Origin of the sequence: Epilithonimonas tenax DSM 16811, from assembly GCF_000428485.1 — a bacterium.
Taxonomy (GTDB): Bacteria; Bacteroidota; Bacteroidia; order Flavobacteriales; family Weeksellaceae; genus Epilithonimonas; species Epilithonimonas tenax.
This window is the reverse complement of sequence record NZ_AUAA01000001.1, coordinates 68,770-89,445: the sequence shown is the minus strand read 5'-3', so window position 1 is coordinate 89,445 and position 20,676 is coordinate 68,770. Positions and strand designations below refer to the sequence as shown.

Here is a 20,676-nt window from a genome sequence, read left to right as displayed (position 1 = left end):
ATTTTCTAATTTTGAACCATCAACCATCAACCATCAACCATCAACCAAATGAACCTTCAGCCCACTCTCGAAAACGAAAAAGTAAAGCTTAGTCCTTTGGATCAAAATGATTTTGAAGCTTTATTTTCCGTCGCATCAGATCCTTTGGTTTGGGAACAGCATCCTAACAGAGACCGTTACAAAAAGGAAGTCTTCGCGAATTTTTTTCTGGGTGCGATGGAAAGTGGTGGCGCTTTCAAAATCATTAATCTAAAATCTGATGAAATCGTGGGAAGTACCAGGTTTTATGATTACAATCCGGAAGACAATTCCATCTTCATTGGTTATACTTTTTACGGAACCAAATTCTGGGGTTCCAAACTGAATCCTCAAGTCAAAAAACTAATGCTGGATTACATCTTTCAATTCTTAGATCAAGTGAATTTCCACGTTGGCAAAGACAACATCCGTTCGCAAAAAGCCATGGAAAAACTGGGTGCAAAAAAAACAAATGAAGTGAATGTGGCGTATGCTTACGAACCAGAACGATTGAATGTAGTTTTTGAAATTAAAAAAGAGAATTATTAGAAGTTAGAGGCTGTTTAAAATTTCATCAAAATTATTTCCCCAACCCTAAAGGGAGTAATTGCGATGAAATTTCTAATTGATTTTTGCTCCCTGTAGGATTGGGGTAAACAAAAATCAATTAAAAAAAAATATGAGGTTTTCTACACAGAATCTTTTCGTTCAAAATGTTTTCACAAAACCAACTCCTCAAACAACCGCTCAAAGGTTTTTTCCAAATCTAGACTTGCACCAGGATGTGGGCGGGAAGTCTGAATGATAGAACTTTTCACAGCCGTCAACCATCGGAATCTCTCAGGAATCTCTAGTTGCGCAATAGAGCCAGCAGATTTTTCCCCCTTGGCAATATTGACAAAAGATTCAAGGTGTTTTTTCACATCTTCATATGCAATTTTGGACTGGATCACCCGGAATTTTTCCTTACAAAGATGAATCTTCACCTGGATAAATTTCTCTCTTTTCGAAAACAAAATCAATCCTACGTTGAAGAACTCTTCACGTTCCGGCCTTGGAACCAGCCGGATCACCGCATACTCATACAACTTTTGCTCTTGCATTTTTGGCTTCATTTAAAAAATTAGCAGAATGATTGCGTCTCAGTATCAGGAACTGGAAATAAACATTTTTTATTTCGGCTGGCGTCAGTTCGGTATCGTTCCATTGCAACCAGTCTTCGGGGAGCAGTTCCACGATTGCTCTCAGAACGTCATCCGTCAGTATCGCTTTGAATTTGTCATTCGCCGCATCCAGTTCAGACGCTTGCGGCAGCAGAACGTGATCCTTGATCATCGTAAAAGGACTTACTGCATTGTTCTCCCAGTTGTCCCAGGAATGGTGGAAATAGAGCGATGCGCCGTTGTCTATCAGCCACAATTCCTTGTGCCACATCAGCATATTGGTATTTCGGAAAGTACGGTCAATATTAGTAAGGAAAGCATCCAGCCAAACAATCTCGGAAGACAGTCTGGGATCAATTTTCACAGCACCCGGATCGTAAGTGATGGCGCCGGAAAGATAATGCAAAGCGAGATTCAGGCCACAGCTGGCTTTCAGAAGATCCTGGATCTCCTCATCAGCCTCGCTTCTTCCAAAGTCAACCGAGAGATTGGCCAACACCAATTCCGGAATTCGGAAGCCCAAAACCTGCGCTATTTTCCCACCGATCAATTCGGAGATCAAAGCCTTCACGCCGTGTCCGGCACCTCGGAATTTGAGCACATATTTGAAATCATCGTCCGCCTCTGCCAACGCCGGCAAAGATCCGCCTTCTCGCAGAGGCAAAATATAACGAGTGACGGTAACTGTTCTTAAGGATAAGTCCAATTTGTAATTTTTTGTAAAAATAAGTTATAATTTTTATTCGGGCGCCTTTATCCGCCCTCCGTTCCCGCTTTTTTCTGTCATTGCGATAGACGATTTGCTATGTGTAGGAATTTTCAGCAATCGCAATAACACAAAAAGAGCTCCACTCAGGTCGGGGCGCGCTTCGCAGCGTTGAGAGATTTGTCATTATATAAAACTTTCAGCATCGTTTTACTTTTCCTATTTTTGGAAAAAATAAAACAATGTCCAGTTTCATAGACTTTGGATTTGCCAAAAAATCATTCGAGAAACAACAATCAGAGATGAACAGAATTACCCAGCTTTTTAATATCAAATATCCCATCATCCAGGGCGGAATGATCTGGCATTCCGGATGGAAATTGGCTTCTGCGGTTTCCAACCATGGCGGCTTGGGACTCATTGGCGCTGCAAGTATGTATCCGGATATTCTCAGAGAAAATATTCAGAAATGTAAAGCAGCGACAGACAAGCCTTTTGGTGTCAACATCGCGCTACTTTATCCCAACATCGAAGAAATTATCAATATTATTCTGGAAGAAGGCGTGAAAATTGTTTTTACTTCTGCCGGCAATCCGAAAACTTATACTGAAACTTTGAAGAAAGAAGGCATCAAAGTAGCGCACGTTGTCGCAAGTGCCAAGTTTGCTGTGAAATGTCAGGACGCTGGAGTAGATGCTGTGGTAGCAGAAGGTTTTGAAGCGGGTGGGCACAACGGTCGTGAAGAAACGACAACGCTTTGCCTGATTCCGAATGTCAAAAAACACATTGATATTCCATTAGTTGCAGCAGGCGGCATTGGACTTGGAAGTCAGATGAAAGCAGCGATGATTTTGGGTGCTGATGGCGTACAGATTGGTTCCCGTTTTGCAGCAACAGTTGAAGCAAGCTCACACGATAACTTCAAAAATAAAATTGTGGAACTGAAAGAAGGTGACACACAACTGACTTTGAAAGAATTGGCACCAGTACGATTAATCAAAAACAAATTCTTCCACGATCTGGAAAGTCTTTACGAGTCTGGCAGAAATGTGGAAGCCCTGAAAGAAACGCTCGGAAGAGCGCGCGCAAAACTGGGAATGTTTGAAGGTGATCTTACGGAAGGCGAACTGGAGATAGGTCAGGTTTCCGCATTGATCGATGAAATTCTTCCCGTAGAAAAAGTATTTGAAAATTTGATCAGAGAATTCAACGAAGCCAAAGTGGATCTGACGTTGTAAGAAGAAACAAGAGAATAAACCAAGAGTCAAAAAATCATAAGATAGGCTTCTAGATCCTCAGCCTTATCAAGATTGAAATGATCACCATTTATCATTAAAAACGTGTTTTCAAAACAAGAAGCTCAACAACTTAAAACTGAATTCTGGACGGCTTTCGGAAAAGCATTTCCGAGAAAATGGCTTTTGTACGATACAAAAATCAAGGATTTCTCTTTTAAATTTTCCGCAGATCATAAAAAAGCTGAGGTTTCTCTCAACATCGAGATGAAGGACGAGTTATTCAGGAATGCCTATTTCGAGAAGTTTCAGTCTTTGGAACATTTGATGAGAGATGAGGTGGGCGAATTTTTTATGGATGAGTGTTATACTTTGGACAATGGGAAAGTCATCAGCAGGATCTGGGTAGAAAAACACGGAATCAGTATTTTCAACAAACAAACCTGGCCAGACACGTATGATTTTTTTGTCGAAAAGATGAGTGCCTTCGAAATGTTCTATTACGAATACGAGGATTTTATAAAATCAGTTTGACAAACAACAAAACGCCGCAGCCCGACTTGAACGGACTCTTCGAGAGCCTCAGAGTGACAAATTGGGAGTGGAAGGCGGAAAAGCTGCCCAAATTAAATTTAATACCAATATTTAAAATGAAAAAAATCACAATAAAAGCCAACGACTTCTTCGAATTACTGAAACTGAAAGGCGAATCGATGTGGGATATTTTTGCACAATTAATGGGTGATGAAGAGAAAGAAATCACATTTGTAGATGATAACAGCGAATCTCTTTTCCACTATGTTTTGCCGACCAGTTTGGAGAAATTAAATTCAGATAAAGAGCTATTTGCCAAAGAATACGCTGATAAATTATCAGGACTTAGCTAAGCTTTTTTTCCATTCCACATAGCCGATAATGGCCATTGCAGTGAAAATCAAATATTGGAGTCCAGTTAATGCCAATCCTTTTTGAAACATCATCGGAACACAAATGATGTCAGCAACGATCCAGAAGATCCAGTTCTCGATGTTTCGTTTTGCCATAAAATACATTCCGACAAAAAACATGGATGCAGTAATGATATCGGTATAATTTGCCCAATCGAGATGGTAAAGCCCCAACTTGACTTTTTCCATAGAAAATCCATTGTCGGTAAAAGGTTTGTAGTAATAAATGATTCCGATGAAGATCAAACTTGCTGCAAACAGCAAAGTGCCCATTTTCCACTCATCAAAACTTGCCTTTTTTACCACCACATGAACATCATCTTCCGTATTTTTTGACCATAGGATCCAACCGTAGATACTCATCACACTGTAATAAAAGTTGATAATCATATCGCCCAAAAGTCCAAATTGATAGGTAATATATATGAAAAGGACTGTAGAAATGATACCGGTGGGATAAACCCAGATATTCTGTTTGATAGAAAAATACACACTTAATAGACCAAAAAATACAGCAACAGATTCAAAAATAATAAGATAAGTCTCGTAAGATGCGTATTGTGCAGTGAGTGTTTGTAAAAAATCCATTTTCAAAGATAATTATTTAGCGTCGAAAAGTGTGTCGAAATCACGAATTAACATAGATAAGTAAAATAAAATAGTTAAAAAATGTTAAGGCTGATATTTTTTTAATATTTTCGTAATTCAAAACAAACAAACAAAAGAAAAGCGCCTCATTAATACTGGGGATTAAAAATTTAGATTATGGCAAACATTTGGATTAAGAAGCCAATGGAAGCGTACGAAGCCGACATCAAAAAAAGTCAGCTGAAACGTGTATTGGGGAAATGGAGTTTAACGGCTATTGGAATTGGTGCTATCATTGGAGGTGGTATTTTTGTTTTAACAGGTACAGGAGCTTACTATAACGCTGGCCCTGCTTTGGCACTTTCATTTGTGGTGGCTGGTATTGCTTGCGTTTTTGCGGCGCTTTGCTACGCAGAATTTGCATCAATACTTCCTGTAGAAGGTTCAGCTTACGCGTATGCTTATGGAACCGTGGGCGAGATCTTCGCTTGGATTATCGGTTGGGGACTTATTTTGGAATATGCGATGGGTTCTATGACAGTCGCTGTTTCCTGGTCGGGTTATTTTGGGAAATTGCTTAAGATGTTCGGTCTGCATTTACCTTATTGGATGACAACAGACCCGGGGACAGCCAAAAAAGCCTTTGGAGAAGCCACTTCGCAGATTGCTGCCGGAGGCCTGCCATTAGAAAAATTACAGGCATTTCAGGAAACTATCAATAACTTCAATGCAGCACCTGAACTTTTTAATATCAAATTATTCCTCAACCTTCCCGCATTAGTGATCGTATTATTAGTCATTTCAATTTTGGTAAGAGGGACAAAAGGAGCTGCAAAGGCAAATAACGCCATTGTCATCCTAAAAGTTTCCGCTATCATTTTCGTGATTGTTGCCGGAGTCTTTTTCATCAATATCGAAAATTGGAAACCATTCATCCCTGCAGCAACTACAATTACAGAAAACGGTGTCTCGCATCCTGCCTATGGTTACCAAGGTATTATTGCCGGAGCCGCCGCTATTTTCTTTGCTTACGTAGGTTTCGATGCCGTTTCCACACAAGCTGGTGAGGCGATTAACCCGAAAAAAGATGTGCCCTTTGCCATCATCACTTCATTGGTGGTTTGTACGGTCCTGTACATTTTGGTATCATTGGTTTTGACGGGAATGATGCATTACACAGACTTCAATCCACTGGGTAAATATCCGGACGCAATCAAAGCACCAGTTGCCTACGCCTTTGATATTGCAGGGCAGGCTTGGGCTGGTTACATCATTACGATTGCAGCCACAGTAGGTTTGATTTCCGTATTGATGGTCATGATTATGGGACAATCCAGAATTTTCTTGGGAATGTCAAAAGACGGTTTGATTCCTTCTACTTTTTCGAAAGTCGATGCGGAAGCAGGCGTTCCGAAAAAGAATCTTTACATTCTGGGAGCCGTGATTGCTGTTGTTGCAGCATTTACACCAATCAATGATTTGGCGCATATGACCAGTTTCGGGACTTTATTCGCTTTTACAATGGTATGTATCGCAGTTTGGATCCTGAGAAAAAAAGAACCGAATCTACAAAGAAACTTCAAAGTTCCAATGTTGCCGGTTGTTGCCACTTTAGGGATTTTGATCAACGTTTATTTGATCTTCAACCTAAGTCCGGAAGCACAGAAATATTCTTTGATTTGGCTGGCTTTAGGATTCGTGATTTACTTCCTTTACAGTAAGAAAAACTCCAAGATGCAGAACGGTGGATTTGGCGAGACTTTCAAAGCAGAACAACAGCCTTTGGAAGATGTAGATGTCAATATCGACAACAAAGACTAAGATCTTTCATAAAACTATAAATTCCGCCTCGTGCGGAATTTTTTTTTGGAGCTGTTTGACTTCGTCGATTGCTAATTTTTTTTTTTTTTTTTGGAAGCAATTCCCGCTATCCGCTATATCTTTTTTGTTTTTTCGAGGTTTGTTTTTCAGTTGAAATTCAGGTCAAAAACAAAAAAGGATGCCGCTACTATCGGGGCTATGTGTTTTGTGTTTCAAATGACCTTTTGTCAAAGCTGAACTGATAAAAGTCTCAATTTCATTTCAAATCTCTCTAGGAATCCAACAAAATTCCACATCTTTTCCAAACTTTATTTAAATTTATAAAATGAAAAAACTAAGCTTCCTTTTCCTCTTAATCGCAACATTCTGTTACTCTCAGAAATTCAAAATAGAGACATTGCTGACGGATAAAATCAGCATCCGAGCCATCCAACTTTGGGACGGGAAAGTCTGGTATGCCGGGACAGACTCCAAGTTTGGATATGTGAATATGAAAGATAAAGCTGATAAGAAACAAATTTTACTTTCTGATAAAAAATTACAGTTCAGGACTTTAGCGCAAAATAATAAAAATTTTTACGCCATCAATATCGAAAGTCCTGCTTATTTTTTTCAAATCGATAAAAAAACTTTAGAGTTCAATATTGTTTTTAATGACAATGATAGCACTGCTTTTTATGACGCCTTCAAATTTGTAGATAATGACTTTGGTATTGCTTTCAGTGATCCTACTGAAAACCAACGCCTCAATATTTCACAGACCCGAAATGGCGGTGCAAAATGGGTTCACTGCAACGATTGTAAAGATTTCCCATACCTAGAAAAAGGTGAAGCTGCTTTTGCTGCCAGTAATACCAATATTGCAAGCTTTGGTGATGCTATTTGGATTGCAACAGGAGGATCGAAGTCCAGAATTTATAGAATGAGATACAAAGATTGTGATTGGAAGGTTTTCGAGACACCATTCATCCAAGGAACATCCTCTCAAGGCATTTATTCCATCGATTTTTATAGCAATACTGCTGGAATAGCAGTCGGCGGCGATTACACCAAACAAGCCGATAATACCAACAACATCGCCACCACAAACGATGGCGGACAAACCTGGCAGATCCAATCAAACGGACAAAATGCCGGCTATATGACCTGCGTCAAATTCCGTCCCAAAACCAAAGGAAAAGAGATCGTAGCAGTTGGCGATCAACACATCAGCTTCTCCTTAGACTACGGCAAAACCTGGACAAAAATCGCCGACGAGAAAAATCTCTACGCCTGCGAATGGGCAGATAAAAATACATTGATCTTGGCTGGAAAAAATAAAATCATTAAACTGACCCTTCAATAAATAATAAAGAGAAATAGTGGTTTCTATTTCTCTTTATTGGTTTTATAATGTGATGATTAGTCTTTGTCTATATCAGATTTTTCATTAATGAATTCTTCCTCTTCCCTAGACAAAAGTATGTCGCCTTTTTCATTGCTCACTTTCAAATCTTGCCAGTAAGCTTGATTGATTTTCACAGGAGTTTGAACACCGTTTAATGTCGATTTTTCAACGTTTTTGAAGATGATTTCCCTTGCAGAACGGTTTTCATAAATCTTATCTCCGACAAAGGTTTTTAAATTTTCTACTACGAAACCAATTTTCGACGGCACATATTTATCTCCATTTTTATAATAATCAAAACTAAGGATTCCATCTCCCAACTGTCGTAGATATTCTATACCATCCTCATCTTTTAATGGGAAAGGTTTGGTAGAACTTTGATTGAAATGTAAGTCAAAATGCGTGATAGCTTTATCTGTTTTGTTATACAAAATCCGTCCTTTGTAAATGTGTGTAGAATCTAATTTGATAAGAAAAGAAATGTCTTGCTCGGTTTCATTATCTTCCAATAATTTTCCAGTAGTTTTTGCTTTTTTCGATTTAGCAAGACTTAAAGTTCGGAAAAGTTCATAATTTAAGAACAAATCTCCAATTTTGTCGTGAGAAGTATCTTGTTTTTTGGTTCTGATTTTATTCTCATAAGTTTCGGATTTCAAATATCGCAAATCATCTATCTGAAGTTGAACGAAATTATCAAATCTGTCGTTGAAAGCATCTTTTGCATTGTAACATCCATCTTTACTCCAGAAGTTTCCATCAGCAATCATCAGAAGTTTCATTTTGTTATTTTCGAAAGCTCTTTGTTTTATCGTGATGTCATAAAGTTGAGGTTGGTCATAATAGAGTTTGGAGTAATTGTCAGAAACATCTTTCAATATTTTTTTGATGTCGATGGAAACAATTTTTACTTCATCAATATTCTGATATTTTGGTTTTAAACTAATTGTCTGTTTGTAATTTTTCACTGTTTCCGACAAATAATCAATTGCAGAAATCTCTTGTTTATCACTATTTTCTATTAAGAGAATAAAGCCATCATCATTGGAATAATAGACTTTTTGGTTGGAGATGATTCTGGCATTAGGAATCGGTTTATGTGTTTCGGAATCTAAAATCTGTACTTTCTGTTGAGCAAAAAAAAGAATGGGGAACTGTAAAAAAACAAATAGTAGTCTTTTCATATAAAAACGGTTTTAATTTTTGATAAAAATACTTTAAATACAACGCTTCCTGTTATAAAAAATTACTAAAATTGATTTGCTAAATGTTAATTTGTACCAAATAATTAAAGCTTAAAATTGATAATTTGAATCGTATTTAATCAAAACAACCCATTTAGAATCCCTATTTTTGCACGAATTAATGAATTAAAAAAAAGAGAAATTTGCAGATGAAGAACACGGTTATTTTTGATATGGACGGCGTGATTGTAGATACAGAACCACTTCACAAAAAAGCTTACTACCAACATTTTGGAGAATTGAATATCGATGTTGATGCCGAATTATTCTCAAAATTTACCGGCAAATCTACCCGAAATGTCTACCAGATGATCAAAGATATTTTCGGGATTGATACCAATGCAGAAGAACTGATCCAGAGAAAAAGAACCGTTTTTTATGAGCTTTTTGATACAGATCCAGATTTGAAATTGTTAGATGGTGTAGGGTCTTTGATCAATCAATTATATGCTCATGATTTTCAGTTGATACTGGCATCTTCCGCAGCCAAATCTACCATAGATCGGGTCTTCAGACGTTTCGATTTGTTTCCTTTTTTCTCATACCTCGTGAGTGGTGAAGATTTTCCGGAATCAAAACCACATCCTGCCATTTTCATAGAAGCACAAAGACTTTCCGGAAACGACAGATCGAAGTGTATCGTGATAGAAGACAGTACCAACGGTATCCTGGCCGCCAATGCTGCAGATATATTCTGTGTGGGGTACAAAAGTGCCAACAGTAAAAACCAGAATTATGAAACCGCAGATCTTGTGATCCACCATTTTGATGAATTGGATGTCGAAAAACTGAAAATCTTTTAGGAGATCCTTTTTTTGTTGGAAGATTCTACCCATTCATCTTTGCCACAAACTTTACAATGGCTTTTTCCGTGGATGTCAAATTGTTCTGTATAACCACAAAAAGTGCAGGAATAATGTGCTTTTGCAGTGAATGTCTTTACTACGCTTTCTAATGAAGTGGGCATGATGGGTAGACCATACTTAATGTCGTGGTCTTCAAAGTAGAAAACACTTACCTCTCCGGAAATTTCCTCAATCGCTTTTTCGACTTGTCCCAGATGAGAAATGCCCTTCAGTCTCAGTTCAGCAAAGAATTCGTCTTCGCCGAGCGCTTCTTTTTTGAAATCTTCAATACAGAAAATACCGTTGTCTATCAAGCAAATCGGCTTTCCTTCTACCAGTTTTTCGAACTTTTTACTTCTCCCAATAATGTAGGTAATGATACTGTACAGACTGATGATCATTGTGAATACCACCAAAGCCGGCAGAATTCCAACATCCTTATAAAACATCGGATCACCAGCGGCAGAACCTAATCCGATAATTACTACCAACTCAAAAACAGATAATTGTTTGACGCCTCTTTTCCCCAGAAGCCGAAGTCCGAAAATGATAATGAGGAACATAATACTTGTCCTAAGAACCGTTTCCAAAAGGAAACTCCATTCTTCGGAGCCGAGTAAAATTTGTTTTAAGTCGAATGATTCGCTAGTTAGGAACATAGTTTTTTGAGAAACTATGTCAAAAAATAAGCCAGAGGAAATTTGAAAAAATCAACTGCGAATAGTTTTTACATTGAAATTGATATAACTAATCCCCAAAAAACGCCATAGAACTGCCGATCCAAATCGCATCCTTCTTATTGAAATCGACGTTGACCATTTCAGCTTTCGTCATCCTAACCAGATTGACAAGAAGTTCCGGATCTTCTTTTGTAGGCTCCCAGCCAAATAGCAAACGTATTTCTGCTTTGGAAAATTCCCCATTGATGTCTTCAAAAAGTGGTGCGTAAGTTACTTTTCTTTGGAGGATGTAATTTTCTTTATCATTAATTTGATCAATAATTTCCTGAGTCGGATTCAAGTTAACGCCGCTTCCTGCAAAAGAGAAAAGTGGTTTTAAAACAAAGTTTTCAAGTGTTTCATTTTCTGGGAAATCAGACAAGAAGTAACTTTTCGGGACAAACGCGTGTTTCAATTTGGGAAGAATATATTTTGAAATTTTGAAAAACCAATTGGGATGCGTGATCCATTCTACGTCCACATCCTCGCGGAAATCAAACTCAGTTTTCAAACCTTCGATTTTATCCAATTCGTCAAAAATAACGCGATTGTAAATACGATGGATTGGAATTGATTTCCCATCCTTTTCGTAGAATAATTTTTGACCTTCCTTTTTAACTTTCGTCAGACAAACTGTTTTGATTCCTAATAGTTGTTCTGTCAGCACAAAATCAACCGCTGTTTTTTGTTTTTCAGGATAGATTTCCAGCAAGATTACATTCTCAGGATTCTCATCGCCAACAATCACAGCTTTCAGTTTTTTAACAAATGCTTCCTGCGAAAGTGACTTTTTCAAATCATTAAGAAAAGGATAAACTTCTGTGATCACTTCCTCAAACAACCTTTGAAATCCAAACAAGCTTGGGAAAGCCTGGAGTTCTATTAATTGCGGAATGATCTCGCCATTTTTATCCTGACAAATCCCAAAATCGATAGCCAGAAAATGAGGTTTTTTGGTGTCATTCGGAACATTGCAATTGGCGGGAATCGCTTTGCTTAATTCTTCGTCAGACATAGTTTTGATTTGCGAAATAATGGATTTTGAAGTGTCGTCCAGCTTGTTCCAAAAATCGTTCGTCAGAAAAATGGGACTTTCAGAAAGACGAAACGCGGCTTCCTGACCGCATTTCTCCATGATGAGCTTATTTGTTTTCTGATATTTGTCGTGGGAAAAGTCGTTGTTAAATTGAGTTCTGTATTTTGGGATCATAGTTTAATTGTGTTTTTAGTGGTCAGTTGATCGTTATTGGATTTTAGTCTAAGTGGTAAAGCTATCGGCCATCAACCATCAACCGAGAACTATTTTTAGTGATCTGCTCAGATGCGAATTTCAAAAATCGAGGAATGATCTGAGCCTGTGTCAGAACGATTTTGTCATCGTCATTCATTCTATCAATGGTTTCCAGATATTTTTCCATTCCGAATGTTTCGATCATTGCTGTTTTATTTTTTTCGTCTTCAAGGTTTTTTACAAAGCCTGTCGGGTCGGCTTCGGGGTGAAATTGCGTTCCAAAGATTTCCTCAGAAAAACGAACGGCCATCAGCGCTCTTTCAAGATGCACAGTGGGGCGGTACTTTTCCAGAGCCACGACTTTCATTCCCAGTTGATCAATCTTTTCCTGGTTCGGTTCGATACATTGGTAAGCTCGCGAATCGACTGCATAGAAGGGATCTGGAAGATTTTTGAACAGAAATTCTTTTTCGGCATCTTCAGATTTGTGGATGGGCATGACGCCAAAAGAATACGATTTTCTTTTACAAACGTTAGCAATTCCAAAATGGATCACTGCCAATTGAAAGGAATGACAAACCAAAAAAGCATATTTTTTCTGCTCATTGACCTGATTGTGTTTCCAAATCTGATCTAGAAATCCAGCATATTTATTTTCCCATTCGTGGCCTTCTGGGTGCGGATTTCCAGGACCTCCTGAAGATAAAAATATATCAAAATCAGCCATATTCGGCATTTCGTTTTTGTAACGAACGTCAAAGATCTCTACCGAAACGTTGTCATCAGACTGTTTTTGAAAAGTTTTGGATAATTCTTTGATATTGCGCATTCCTTGGTTTGGGTGGTTGTTGTTCATATCCAAAAGCGCAATTCTTACATCGTTTTTACTCATATCGGTGAAATTTTTACAAAATTAAGAATTTTAAATTGGAGTTAATTTGGAGTGACAAAACGAGTGTGATTTATCACGCATTAGTGAGCATCAAATTAATCCTTTTTCAGTTTCATAAATCATGTAATCTACTACTTTTTTAAGATCACCACCAGTTTCATTATAGACTTTCAATTGACGGTCTGCTCCGGTTCCCATTTTGCAAATCTCTCTCGCATATTCTACCTCTTTTCTGCATCCCAAATCGTCCACGACGTCATCAATGAAAGCTAATAATTCTTCCAAAAGATCTCTGTACGGAACACTGGCTTCTTTACCAAAATCAATTAGATGCGCATCGATTCCGTCCTTGGAAGCACGCCATTTGTTTTCGGTTAAGAGTAATCTTCTGTAACTTCTATAGCTGGTATTTTGCTGGTGCATTTTATAAATTTTCGCTACCAAAGCTTGCATGATTGCTGCCAGACAAACGGTTTCATCAATGGTCATCGGCATATCACAGATTCTAAATTCGATGGTTGGGTAGAAGGGATGAACTCTCAAATCCCACCAGATTTTCTTGGCGTTGTCAATCGTTCCGGTTTTTACCATTAGATTGACATAAGCATCAAATTCTGCCACGCTTGCAAAGTAACTTGGTAAACCAGTTCGCGGGAACTTGGCGAAAACCTCCTGTCTGTACGATTTGAAACCAGTCAGTCTTCCCACCCAAAACGGTGAGTTTGTAGATAAAGCATAAACGTGAGGCAAAAAGTAACGCATCACATTTTGAATTCTGATTCCTTCTTCACGATCCGGAATCCCAATGTGGACGTGCAAGCCAAAGATCAGGTTGGATCTGGCAACGTCGCCAAGATCGCTCACGATTTTGTCGTAACGTGCATCTTTTGTGATGGGATTATCTTTCCAGTGAGAAAAAGGGTGCGTTCCGCCGCCGGCAACTCTGAGACCTTGGTCGTGAGCCGTTTTTACAAGATGTCTTCTGAGGTCAGTCAATTCCTGACGGGCTTGCTGGATGTTTTCGCAGATTCCGGTTTCCATCTCTACGACAGATTCGTGCATCTCGTGTTTTAGGTTTTCGCTCAAAACTGCTTTTCCGCCTTCTATTATTTTGGAAACGTGTGAGACGAGATCCCGTGTTTCGGCGTCTATGATTTGATATTCTTCTTCTACACCTATCGTAAATCTGTGCATATTATTTGTGTTTGTTAGTTAAAGTTAGTTAGTAATTAGTTTTGTATTTTTAATTTTTAACATTGAATTACAGCAGCCCGACTTATCTCTTCTTTTCTATTTTTTCATTTGAATCGATGAACCACTTCGTTAGGTTTGAGCGGAAATCCTTTTTTGCTTGGACTTGAGTTCTATTCAAACCAAAATCGTCTGCAAAAAGATTGACTCGTCGAACCACTTCGTTAGGTTTGGGAGCGGAAGTCGGATTAAGCTGCCATAAATAGTAGTGAAGTTTTAAAGTTTGTTGGTCACAAATTTCCCCCAGTTGATATTCACTTTCCCTGGTTTGTAATCTTTGGCTTTTTCGATGGCCAGTTTTGCAGCGTGTTCTACAATCCATTCAAAGTTTTCTTCACCAACAGAGTTTTTGTCTGCATCTGGTGCAGGATTGCAGAAGTCGATGGCGTAAGGAATGCCATCTCTCACAGCAAATTCTACCGTGTTGAAATCGTAGCCCAAAGCTTCATTCATTTTCAACGTGTAATCTGTGATTTTTTTCAGTAATGCTTCAAGTTCTTTACCTTCTGTTTGATGCGTGGTTGCATATCTCAAATGGTGCGGATTTCTCGGTTCGTACGGCATAATGTGAACGTACTTTCTGCCTAAGCAATAAACGCGGTAGTAATCTTCAAAAACAATCTCTTCCTGTACCATCATTACCAATTGCTCTGTCTCAGCGTGTTTTGCCCACATGTCTTCTGGACTTTCTACACGGTAAACATTTCTCCAGCCGCCACCGTCGTGCGGTTTCATGTAAGCCGGAAATCCAACATAATTAAAGATGTAATCCCAATCGTGCGGAAATTTCAGGTTTCTGAATGATGTTTCTGAGGTATTGGTAGGTCTTTCATAAGAAGGGAGCAAAACGGTTTTCGGCAATGGAATTCCTATTTTTAGCATCAACGCATTGTTGAAAAATTTCTCATCTGCACTCCACCAAAATGGATTGTTGATCACGTAAGTTCCGCTAACCGCCGCATTTTTAAGATAAGCTCTGTAGAATGGTACGTCTTGCGAAATCCTGTCAATGATCACGGCATAACCGTAATCTGCGCCTTGTTCCAATTTGTCTATTTGTACTGGTTCAGCAATGTATTCGCCTTTTCCCAACTCATTGACTTTGTCGATGAATGCCCACGGGAAAGTGTCTTCCATTCCGAATAAAATTCCAATTTTTTTTGCCATAATTTTTTTGTTTTTGATTGTCAGAAATCCTAATGAAGAACTCTGCAGTTATTGTGATTTGTTGTTGTTTTTAAATTTGATTTAAGCTTGGCTTACCCGAAAAATCGCCCAATAAATTTTGGAAAAACCATTCTCCAAAGCACCCAATCGTGGTCTATCCATTTCTGTTCGTCGTACCAATGGTTGATGCCTTTTGCTGTGAGAATTCCTGCCATTCTCCTCGTTGGTTCCAGACAGATATCACGATCAGAAGTGCTGAGGATGATGTGCATATGCTTGTATTTCCAGGCATCGTCGTTCTTTAGAAACTCGTCCGGACAGTTAAAATAAACCAGCTCATCCTGGATCCCGTCCATAAAATTTCTGATCGAAAAGGCACCAGACAAACAGAAAAGATGTGATACTAAATCTGGGTATCTGAAGGCAAAATTAGCAGCGTGATAACCTCCAAAACTTGCACCCGCAACCACAACTCTATGCGTGTTGTGCGTTTTCTGGATAAAAGGAATGAACTCCTGAACTAGAAACTGAACGTACAATTCGTAGTTTCTGATCCTGTCGTGCGCCGAAATATTTTTATTGTAAAAGCTTAAAGCATCAATGGTTTCCAGATTGAAGAGTTTTAGCTTGCCATTGTCTGTGAACCATGAGATGCTTCCGTTCAAATGGAAATCTGCATTTTGGGTGTAAGAACCCTGCGAAGTCGGAAACATAATGACCGGAGTTCCGAAATGTCCTGTGACTTCTACCTTGATGCTTTTCCCAAGGATTTGTGAATAATAGTCTGTATGTGTGATTTGAGGCATATGTATTTTATAATTGATCAATGATCATGGGTGAAAGATTAATTAAAACTGTCCTTATGAAGTCTTCAAAGTCAAAAATTTAACTCGTGGATTTGTCTTTCGGAGGTAGAATATTGAGGATTCTTTCTGTAACAATTACTGCAGCTTGGTCCAGTCTTTCCTGTATTCTTTCTTCGGTTGTTGCTTTGTAAACAATTCCAATGTGGTAATCGATTGGTAGGAATTTTTCAACATCTTCATTTTGAAGGTCGCTTGTATCAGAATGTTTTTCTTTGGCAAGAGAAACAATTAAACCTGAAAATAGTTTCCGAGTTTCTTCAACCGCATATTTTTCACCGGCTAATAATGCATTTTCCAGTTTTGCCCATTCTCTCCAGATATTAACGCCAGTCGCCGCTTCCACCATATCGGGAATGTGTGCGCCACCAACTCTTGATGATGTCTCGAGGAAGTAATATTGCCCGTCGATTCCCCGAATATATTCGCTGTGAGTTGCACCGTTTTGAATTCCGAATTTGTCTAACACTTCTTTATTAATTTTTTCCAGACCCATTGCTTCTTCTGAATCTTTCGCTAAAGTTTTGGTGCGGAAAACACCGCCTTCGTGAGACACTTTCATTGGTGGAGAAAGGTACTTTGAAAAGCAGGAAAACACAATTTCTTTGTTGTAAACCAAGCAGTCAACGTGATAAACATCGCCTGGCTTGAAGGCTTCCAGCAAGAACTTATAGCGTTCGTTGCCTAGCGTTTCTACCGCAGGCCAAAGTTCATCGGCTGAATTAATTTTGATGATTCCGCTCGCCGACGCTTCAGAACGTGGTTTTAAAACCCAAGGTCCAGCCACATCTTGCGTAAACTGATGCAGTTTTGCATCATTGAAAATCGATGAAAATTCTGGCACAGAAATACCGTTGTCTTTGGCCTGCTGGCGCATTGCGAGTTTATCACGGAAATAGCGGTGTGTCGTCTGTCCCATTCCCGGAATGCGGTAAGTTTCACGAATCATTGCCGCTTTTTCCACATCAAAATCGTCTAACGCAATCACAGCATCTATCTGATGGTTTTTCATCAGATAAGCAAAACCCTGAACAAGATGATCCAGATTCCAAACCGATGCTTCAATTTCTGGCATATAATAAACCTCGTCTATCGCGTGCCAAGGCCACGGTTTGTCTTTCAGGTTTTCTGAGGTGATGAGAATGACTTTGTTTCCAAGCTTTTTGCACTCGTCCATAAAGTCGTAACCTTTGTAGTAGCAGGAAATGCAGACCATTGTTTTTTCCATATTCATTTTCAAATTTGTATTGTGTAGAAGTAAAATGATTTACCTTTTATTATTTTTTATGTCAGTTTTTAAAAGCCGTAAGCTTCAATTCTTTCTTTGAATTTCTTCTTTTCTATGACCCATATTACTTCATAGCTTCCTGCTCCATCACTGTTTGACGAGTAGATGTATAAAATGTCATTTTTTTCATCATAATTTGCTCCAGCAAATAGTAGGTTTGGCTCGTACAAATTTTTCAAAGCAATATGTGGGAGTCGTATTTTTTCATTATTAATTTCAATGTTAATTGATTTATACTCTTTTTTAGGAATATTTCCATCTGTTCCAAAAATTGGCAAATCATCTATTTTATCTAATTGATTTGTATTTTTGTAGAAAGTCAACTTATACTTTTTCCTTATAAAATTGGTTCCACTGATTTCAATTTTCACATTTTCATCTCCAATTCTATAACTCCACCATAATTTGATTTATGAACTACCTTTGTAAAATCAGTGATAAATTTTATTCTATTTTAATAAATATATCCGTTTAATTCTTTCCCATTCTTTTTATAATCAATATTAATCCAATTACCCTTTGGCTCAAAAGAATATATTACAAAACCATTTTCCAATTTTTCAGAAATATTGTTTCCAATATTTGCGGAATTTCTAACGTTTACGAAACCATCTTTATCCGAAATAATTGCAAATTGTCCAAATATTGCTTGAGACATTATCAAAGTAAATATGAAACTCGCTATTATTTTCATTAATTATTAATGTTGTGTTTGCTCTGTAACTAATTATAATTTTCAATAAAATCCAACAGCAATTGAACGCCGTAACCAGTTGCTGCTTTGTCTTTCGCATAACCAACATTTCCAAACGCAACACCAGCAATATCCAAATGTGCCCAATTCTGATGGCCTTCTATAAATTGCTCCAAAAATTTGGCAGCAACGATGCAATCTCCAAAAGGTTTCATCGAGATATTCTTAAAATCAGCGACATCCGACGTGAAATCGTCTTTCCAAATGTCCCAAAGCGGGAGATTCCATATTCTCTGATTGGTTTTATCTGCCGATTTTTCCAAGGTTTTTTTCAGATCATCATTGTTGGAAAAGTAAGCGCCACAAGTGTAACCAAACATTCGGACAGCACTTCCCGTCAAAGTGGCCAAATCAATCAAAACATCGGTTTCATAGTTCTTTGATAAATAGGAAAGTCCGTCTGCTAGAGTCATTCTGCCTTCAGCATCAGTGTCCAGAACTTCAATCGTTTTTCCATTGTAAGCTGTGATGACGTCACTTGGTAAATACGCTTTTTCCGAAACTGCATTATCTGTAATGGGTAGAATCGCCACGATATTAACTGGTAATTTAAGCTCCGAAGCTGCGATGAGTGCGCCGATCACTGCACTTGCGCCACCCATATCGCTTTTCATATAATGCAAGTTGGCAGAAGGTTTGATGGAAATGCCACCAGTGTCGAACAGCACACACTTCCCAACCAAACCAATGGTTTTTGCACTCTCTTTTCCGGATTGATATTCCAAAATTGTGAAGGCGGCTTCCTGTGAACTGCCTTGGTTGACTGCTGCAAATGCGCCTAAACCTTCTTTCACCGATTCTTCCCGGTTCAGAGCTTTATAATCTAAACCGTATTTTTCTGCTGTTGACTTCAGAAATCCTGAGAGGTGATTAACCTTCTTGTGGTTTGCTGGTTTATTCAGCCATTCCATTCCGGCAAATTGTCCGTTGCAGAGTGCTTCTGTTTTTAAGGCTAGATTTTCAGCATCACTATCCGAAATATTTTCGAAATGAAGTTCAAAGTTTTCCTGCCAAAACGGATGGGACTTTTCAAAAGGGTACAGGTAGGTTCCCAAGAACAGACCTTTCACCAATTCCGCTGTCAAATCCAATCCTAATTTTGAATGAACAGATGTCGGAACTGCCTGTAGGTTTTTTTTGTAATCATTCGAGAATTTGTTTGCAATCTCCTGAATTTCAAAGCCTTTCGAACCGTTTCCAATGCCGATGAAAAAATGGATTTCATTAGAGTCAGTTTTGATGAAAACCTCGTTCTTTTTTCCGGTGAAGAAATGTTCTGTATTCGGGTAATTTGATTGAACCTGCTCCCAGTCGTCTTCGCTGAACAGAAATATATTTTGCGTTGTGCTTTCTGTTTTATTATTAATTCTAATCATTGGCTTCGTTCTTTTCTAATTCATTTTTAGCTTTTACCGGACTTTCCAGACTGTCGATGTAGAGCCACTCTACAGCTCTAGGAAATTCTTGCGACCAGAAAAATTCCTGATGGATGCCGCTGTCACTGATGTTGGTTCTTACTTCAAAATCATATAATTTCTGAAGACTCAGTTTTTTTAAAGATTTTTCAAAAAGCTTTATTCGGCTGACCATTTTGGAGCCTTCCTTACGACCTCCGTAGACGTAGACTTTGATCTTATAAGGATTGCTGAAGCTGATCATCGGGAAGTTGTTATCCGGTTCTACCCAAAGCGATGGCGAAAAAATCAACAGTTTTGAGTAGACTTCTGGATAGAGGAAACCACCATAAATACTGATTAGTGCGCCCAAAGAACTCCCGCCAATTCCCGTGTTTTCCCGGTCTTTTTTCGTGCGGTAATTTTGATCTACCCAGGGTTTCAAGGTATCTGTGATAAATCTCAGATATTTTTTACCTTCTGCATTTTCAGCAACTGCATCATTATCGAAGATATATTCCTTGATTCTGTCATCATTCCCGTGTTCAATTGCGATGACAATCAATTCGCCTCTTCCGTATTCCGCTAAAAGTGCTAACTTTTTATCGATCTCCCAATTTCCAAAAGCCGAACCTTCGTTAAAAAGATTTTGCGCATCCTGCAGATACAGCACCGGATAGCTTTTCTCTGATTCATCATAATCGAAAGGTAAAAGCGCCCAGACTTTTCTGGTTTTGTCAAGCTGAGGAATGTAAAATTCTTCATCAATCAATTCAACTTTTGGGTAAAATTCTTCCTTGAAAGGTCCCCAGTTCAGTCTCCATTTTTCTACATTACTCTCCATTTTCCCACTTGCTTTTTTCGCCTTCCTGTTGGGTGTGATGTTGTCATATTTGTCAATTTCAACATTTTCCCAGCCACCTTTTGTGAATTTGAATTCTATCACATCATCCAGCCAATCATCAGAAATGGCGATGTGATAATTGCTGTCGTCCAGTTTGTCCAATTTGAATTTCGGATCTTTTGGATTCCATTTGTTAAAATTTCCTGTTATGAAAATTGCTCGGTCATCATTATCTTCTGACTTCAGAAAAAACTCCATTCTTTTTGATTCTCTTTATATCTATAAATTTATAAAATTATTTCAATTATCAAACTAATGTTGA

The 20,676-nt window shown here is 38.4% G+C and carries 22 protein-coding genes; 7 read left to right on the top strand and 15 right to left on the bottom strand.

Going from position 1 to position 20,676, the window contains the following annotated elements; translation table 11 throughout:
* Positions 1-48 precede the first annotated feature (48 nt).
* On the top strand, positions 49-567 hold the full coding sequence (locus F564_RS0100395; RefSeq protein WP_034980354.1) for a GNAT family N-acetyltransferase: 519 nt from the start codon (positions 49-51) through the stop codon (positions 565-567).
* Between the two features lie 170 nt (positions 568-737).
* Here the strand turns inward: F564_RS0100395 and F564_RS0100390 are convergent, their stop codons facing one another.
* Both F564_RS0100390 and F564_RS0100385 read right to left on the bottom strand, forming a co-directional pair.
* Complete coding sequence (locus F564_RS0100390; RefSeq protein ID WP_028120843.1) at positions 738-1,121, bottom strand: DUF3037 domain-containing protein; 384 nt, start codon at positions 1,119-1,121, stop codon at positions 738-740.
* A complete protein-coding gene (locus F564_RS0100385) occupies positions 1,099-1,887 on the bottom strand; it encodes a HipA family kinase (protein ID WP_028120842.1) in 789 nt (262 codons plus the stop codon). Before F564_RS0100385 ends, F564_RS0100390 begins: the two co-directional genes overlap by 23 nt.
* Before the next feature lie 302 nt (positions 1,888-2,189).
* Here F564_RS0100385 and F564_RS0100380 point away from each other — a divergent pair, with 302 nt between their 5' ends.
* The 3 genes from F564_RS0100380 (at position 2,190) to F564_RS0100370 (ending at position 4,009) form a co-directional block, all read left to right on the top strand.
* Entirely contained in the window at positions 2,190-3,125 is a 936-nt protein-coding gene (locus F564_RS0100380) for an NAD(P)H-dependent flavin oxidoreductase (protein ID WP_028120841.1), read from the top strand.
* A 102-nt stretch (positions 3,126-3,227) separates the two neighbouring features.
* Positions 3,228-3,656, top strand: coding sequence for a DUF4268 domain-containing protein (locus F564_RS0100375; RefSeq protein ID WP_028120840.1), 429 nt, complete (start codon positions 3,228-3,230; stop codon positions 3,654-3,656).
* 116 nt (positions 3,657-3,772) lie between these two features.
* Complete coding sequence (locus F564_RS0100370; RefSeq protein ID WP_028120839.1) at positions 3,773-4,009, top strand: hypothetical protein; 237 nt, start codon at positions 3,773-3,775, stop codon at positions 4,007-4,009.
* On the opposite strand, the gene pnuC is transcribed toward F564_RS0100370, so the two are convergent.
* The gene (pnuC, locus tag F564_RS0100365) at positions 3,995-4,657 is read right to left on the bottom strand and encodes a nicotinamide riboside transporter PnuC (protein WP_028120838.1); all 663 of its coding nucleotides are present in this window, start codon (positions 4,655-4,657) and stop codon (positions 3,995-3,997) included. The genes F564_RS0100370 and pnuC overlap by 15 nt on opposite strands.
* A 177-nt stretch (positions 4,658-4,834) precedes the next feature.
* On the opposite strand from pnuC, the gene F564_RS0100360 reads away from it, so the two are divergent.
* Together F564_RS0100360 and F564_RS0100355 are read left to right on the top strand one after the other, a co-directional pair.
* The gene (locus tag F564_RS0100360) at positions 4,835-6,478 is read left to right on the top strand and encodes an APC family permease (RefSeq protein ID WP_076605636.1); all 1,644 of its coding nucleotides are present in this window, start codon (positions 4,835-4,837) and stop codon (positions 6,476-6,478) included.
* Between the two features lie 325 nt (positions 6,479-6,803).
* Positions 6,804-7,823, top strand: a complete 1,020-nt coding sequence (locus tag F564_RS0100355; RefSeq protein WP_028120836.1) for a WD40/YVTN/BNR-like repeat-containing protein — start codon at positions 6,804-6,806, stop codon at positions 7,821-7,823.
* Positions 7,824-7,879: 56 nt separating this feature from the next.
* Here the strand turns inward: F564_RS0100355 and F564_RS0100350 are convergent, their stop codons facing one another.
* Positions 7,880-9,046 (bottom strand): hypothetical protein, encoded by a 1,167-nt coding sequence (locus F564_RS0100350; RefSeq protein ID WP_028120835.1) that lies wholly within the window; start codon positions 9,044-9,046, stop codon positions 7,880-7,882.
* A gap of 209 nt (positions 9,047-9,255) precedes the next feature.
* On the opposite strand from F564_RS0100350, the gene F564_RS0100345 reads away from it, so the two are divergent.
* Entirely contained in the window at positions 9,256-9,909 is a 654-nt protein-coding gene (locus F564_RS0100345; RefSeq protein ID WP_028120834.1) for an HAD family hydrolase, read from the top strand.
* On the opposite strand, the gene F564_RS0100340 is transcribed toward F564_RS0100345, so the two are convergent.
* The 11 genes from F564_RS0100340 to F564_RS0100295 form a co-directional block, all read right to left on the bottom strand.
* Complete coding sequence (locus F564_RS0100340) at positions 9,906-10,610, bottom strand: DUF421 domain-containing protein (RefSeq protein WP_028120833.1); 705 nt, start codon at positions 10,608-10,610, stop codon at positions 9,906-9,908. The two genes, F564_RS0100345 and F564_RS0100340, sit on opposite strands and share 4 nt — an antisense overlap.
* 88 nt (positions 10,611-10,698) lie before the next feature.
* On the bottom strand, positions 10,699-11,880 hold the full coding sequence (locus tag F564_RS0100335) for a hypothetical protein (RefSeq protein ID WP_028120832.1): 1,182 nt from the start codon (positions 11,878-11,880) through the stop codon (positions 10,699-10,701).
* A gap of 61 nt (positions 11,881-11,941) precedes the next feature.
* A complete protein-coding gene (locus F564_RS0100330) occupies positions 11,942-12,793 on the bottom strand; it encodes a type 1 glutamine amidotransferase (RefSeq protein ID WP_028120831.1) in 852 nt (283 codons plus the stop codon).
* A gap of 90 nt (positions 12,794-12,883) precedes the next feature.
* A complete protein-coding gene (locus F564_RS0100325) occupies positions 12,884-13,987 on the bottom strand; it encodes a carboxylate-amine ligase (protein WP_028120830.1) in 1,104 nt (367 codons plus the stop codon).
* A 273-nt stretch (positions 13,988-14,260) separates the two neighbouring features.
* Entirely contained in the window at positions 14,261-15,211 is a 951-nt protein-coding gene (locus F564_RS0100320) for an ATP-grasp domain-containing protein (RefSeq protein ID WP_028120829.1), read from the bottom strand.
* A 92-nt stretch (positions 15,212-15,303) separates the two neighbouring features.
* Positions 15,304-16,017, bottom strand: coding sequence for an alpha/beta fold hydrolase (locus F564_RS0100315; protein WP_028120828.1), 714 nt, complete (start codon positions 16,015-16,017; stop codon positions 15,304-15,306).
* Between the two features lie 79 nt (positions 16,018-16,096).
* Positions 16,097-17,308 carry an ATP-grasp domain-containing protein gene (locus F564_RS0100310; protein WP_028120827.1) on the bottom strand — a complete coding sequence of 404 codons (1,212 nt, stop codon included), beginning with the start codon at positions 17,306-17,308 and terminating at the stop codon, positions 16,097-16,099.
* 62 nt (positions 17,309-17,370) lie between these two features.
* On the bottom strand, positions 17,371-17,733 hold the full coding sequence (locus F564_RS20380; RefSeq protein WP_051259505.1) for a hypothetical protein: 363 nt from the start codon (positions 17,731-17,733) through the stop codon (positions 17,371-17,373).
* An 83-nt stretch (positions 17,734-17,816) separates the two neighbouring features.
* Positions 17,817-18,056: an SH3 domain-containing protein gene (locus F564_RS20375; RefSeq protein ID WP_154656768.1), complete on the bottom strand. Its 240-nt coding sequence runs from the start codon at positions 18,054-18,056 to the stop codon at positions 17,817-17,819.
* Positions 18,057-18,085: 29 nt separating this feature from the next.
* Complete coding sequence (locus F564_RS0100300; RefSeq protein ID WP_051259503.1) at positions 18,086-19,492, bottom strand: M17 family metallopeptidase; 1,407 nt, start codon at positions 19,490-19,492, stop codon at positions 18,086-18,088.
* A complete protein-coding gene (locus tag F564_RS0100295; protein WP_028120825.1) occupies positions 19,485-20,612 on the bottom strand; it encodes an alpha/beta hydrolase in 1,128 nt (375 codons plus the stop codon). The genes F564_RS0100300 and F564_RS0100295 overlap by 8 nt, the downstream gene beginning before the upstream one ends.
* Positions 20,613-20,676 lie beyond the last annotated feature (64 nt).

Coding starts and splice junctions, on each gene's coding strand:
- F564_RS0100395 (WP_034980354.1), top strand. CDS start 49: ATGAACCTTCAGCCCACTCTCGAAAACGAAAAAGTAAAGCTTAGTCCT.
- F564_RS0100390 (WP_028120843.1), bottom strand. CDS start 1,121: ATGCAAGAGCAAAAGTTGTATGAGTATGCGGTGATCCGGCTGGTTCCA.
- F564_RS0100380 (WP_028120841.1), top strand. CDS start 2,190: ATGAACAGAATTACCCAGCTTTTTAATATCAAATATCCCATCATCCAG.
- F564_RS0100370 (WP_028120839.1), top strand. CDS start 3,773: ATGAAAAAAATCACAATAAAAGCCAACGACTTCTTCGAATTACTGAAA.
- pnuC (WP_028120838.1), bottom strand. CDS start 4,657: ATGGATTTTTTACAAACACTCACTGCACAATACGCATCTTACGAGACT.
- F564_RS0100360 (WP_076605636.1), top strand. CDS start 4,835: ATGGCAAACATTTGGATTAAGAAGCCAATGGAAGCGTACGAAGCCGAC.
- F564_RS0100355 (WP_028120836.1), top strand. CDS start 6,804: ATGAAAAAACTAAGCTTCCTTTTCCTCTTAATCGCAACATTCTGTTAC.
- F564_RS0100350 (WP_028120835.1), bottom strand. CDS start 9,046: ATGAAAAGACTACTATTTGTTTTTTTACAGTTCCCCATTCTTTTTTTT.
- F564_RS0100345 (WP_028120834.1), top strand. CDS start 9,256: ATGAAGAACACGGTTATTTTTGATATGGACGGCGTGATTGTAGATACA.
- F564_RS0100340 (WP_028120833.1), bottom strand. CDS start 10,610: ATGTTCCTAACTAGCGAATCATTCGACTTAAAACAAATTTTACTCGGC.
- F564_RS0100335 (WP_028120832.1), bottom strand. CDS start 11,880: ATGATCCCAAAATACAGAACTCAATTTAACAACGACTTTTCCCACGAC.
- F564_RS0100330 (WP_028120831.1), bottom strand. CDS start 12,793: ATGAGTAAAAACGATGTAAGAATTGCGCTTTTGGATATGAACAACAAC.
- F564_RS0100325 (WP_028120830.1), bottom strand. CDS start 13,987: ATGCACAGATTTACGATAGGTGTAGAAGAAGAATATCAAATCATAGAC.
- F564_RS0100320 (WP_028120829.1), bottom strand. CDS start 15,211: ATGGCAAAAAAAATTGGAATTTTATTCGGAATGGAAGACACTTTCCCG.
- F564_RS0100315 (WP_028120828.1), bottom strand. CDS start 16,017: ATGCCTCAAATCACACATACAGACTATTATTCACAAATCCTTGGGAAA.
- F564_RS0100310 (WP_028120827.1), bottom strand. CDS start 17,308: ATGAATATGGAAAAAACAATGGTCTGCATTTCCTGCTACTACAAAGGT.
- F564_RS20375 (WP_154656768.1), bottom strand. CDS start 18,056: ATGAAAATAATAGCGAGTTTCATATTTACTTTGATAATGTCTCAAGCA.
- F564_RS0100300 (WP_051259503.1), bottom strand. CDS start 19,492: ATGATTAGAATTAATAATAAAACAGAAAGCACAACGCAAAATATATTT.
- F564_RS0100295 (WP_028120825.1), bottom strand. CDS start 20,612: ATGGAGTTTTTTCTGAAGTCAGAAGATAATGATGACCGAGCAATTTTC.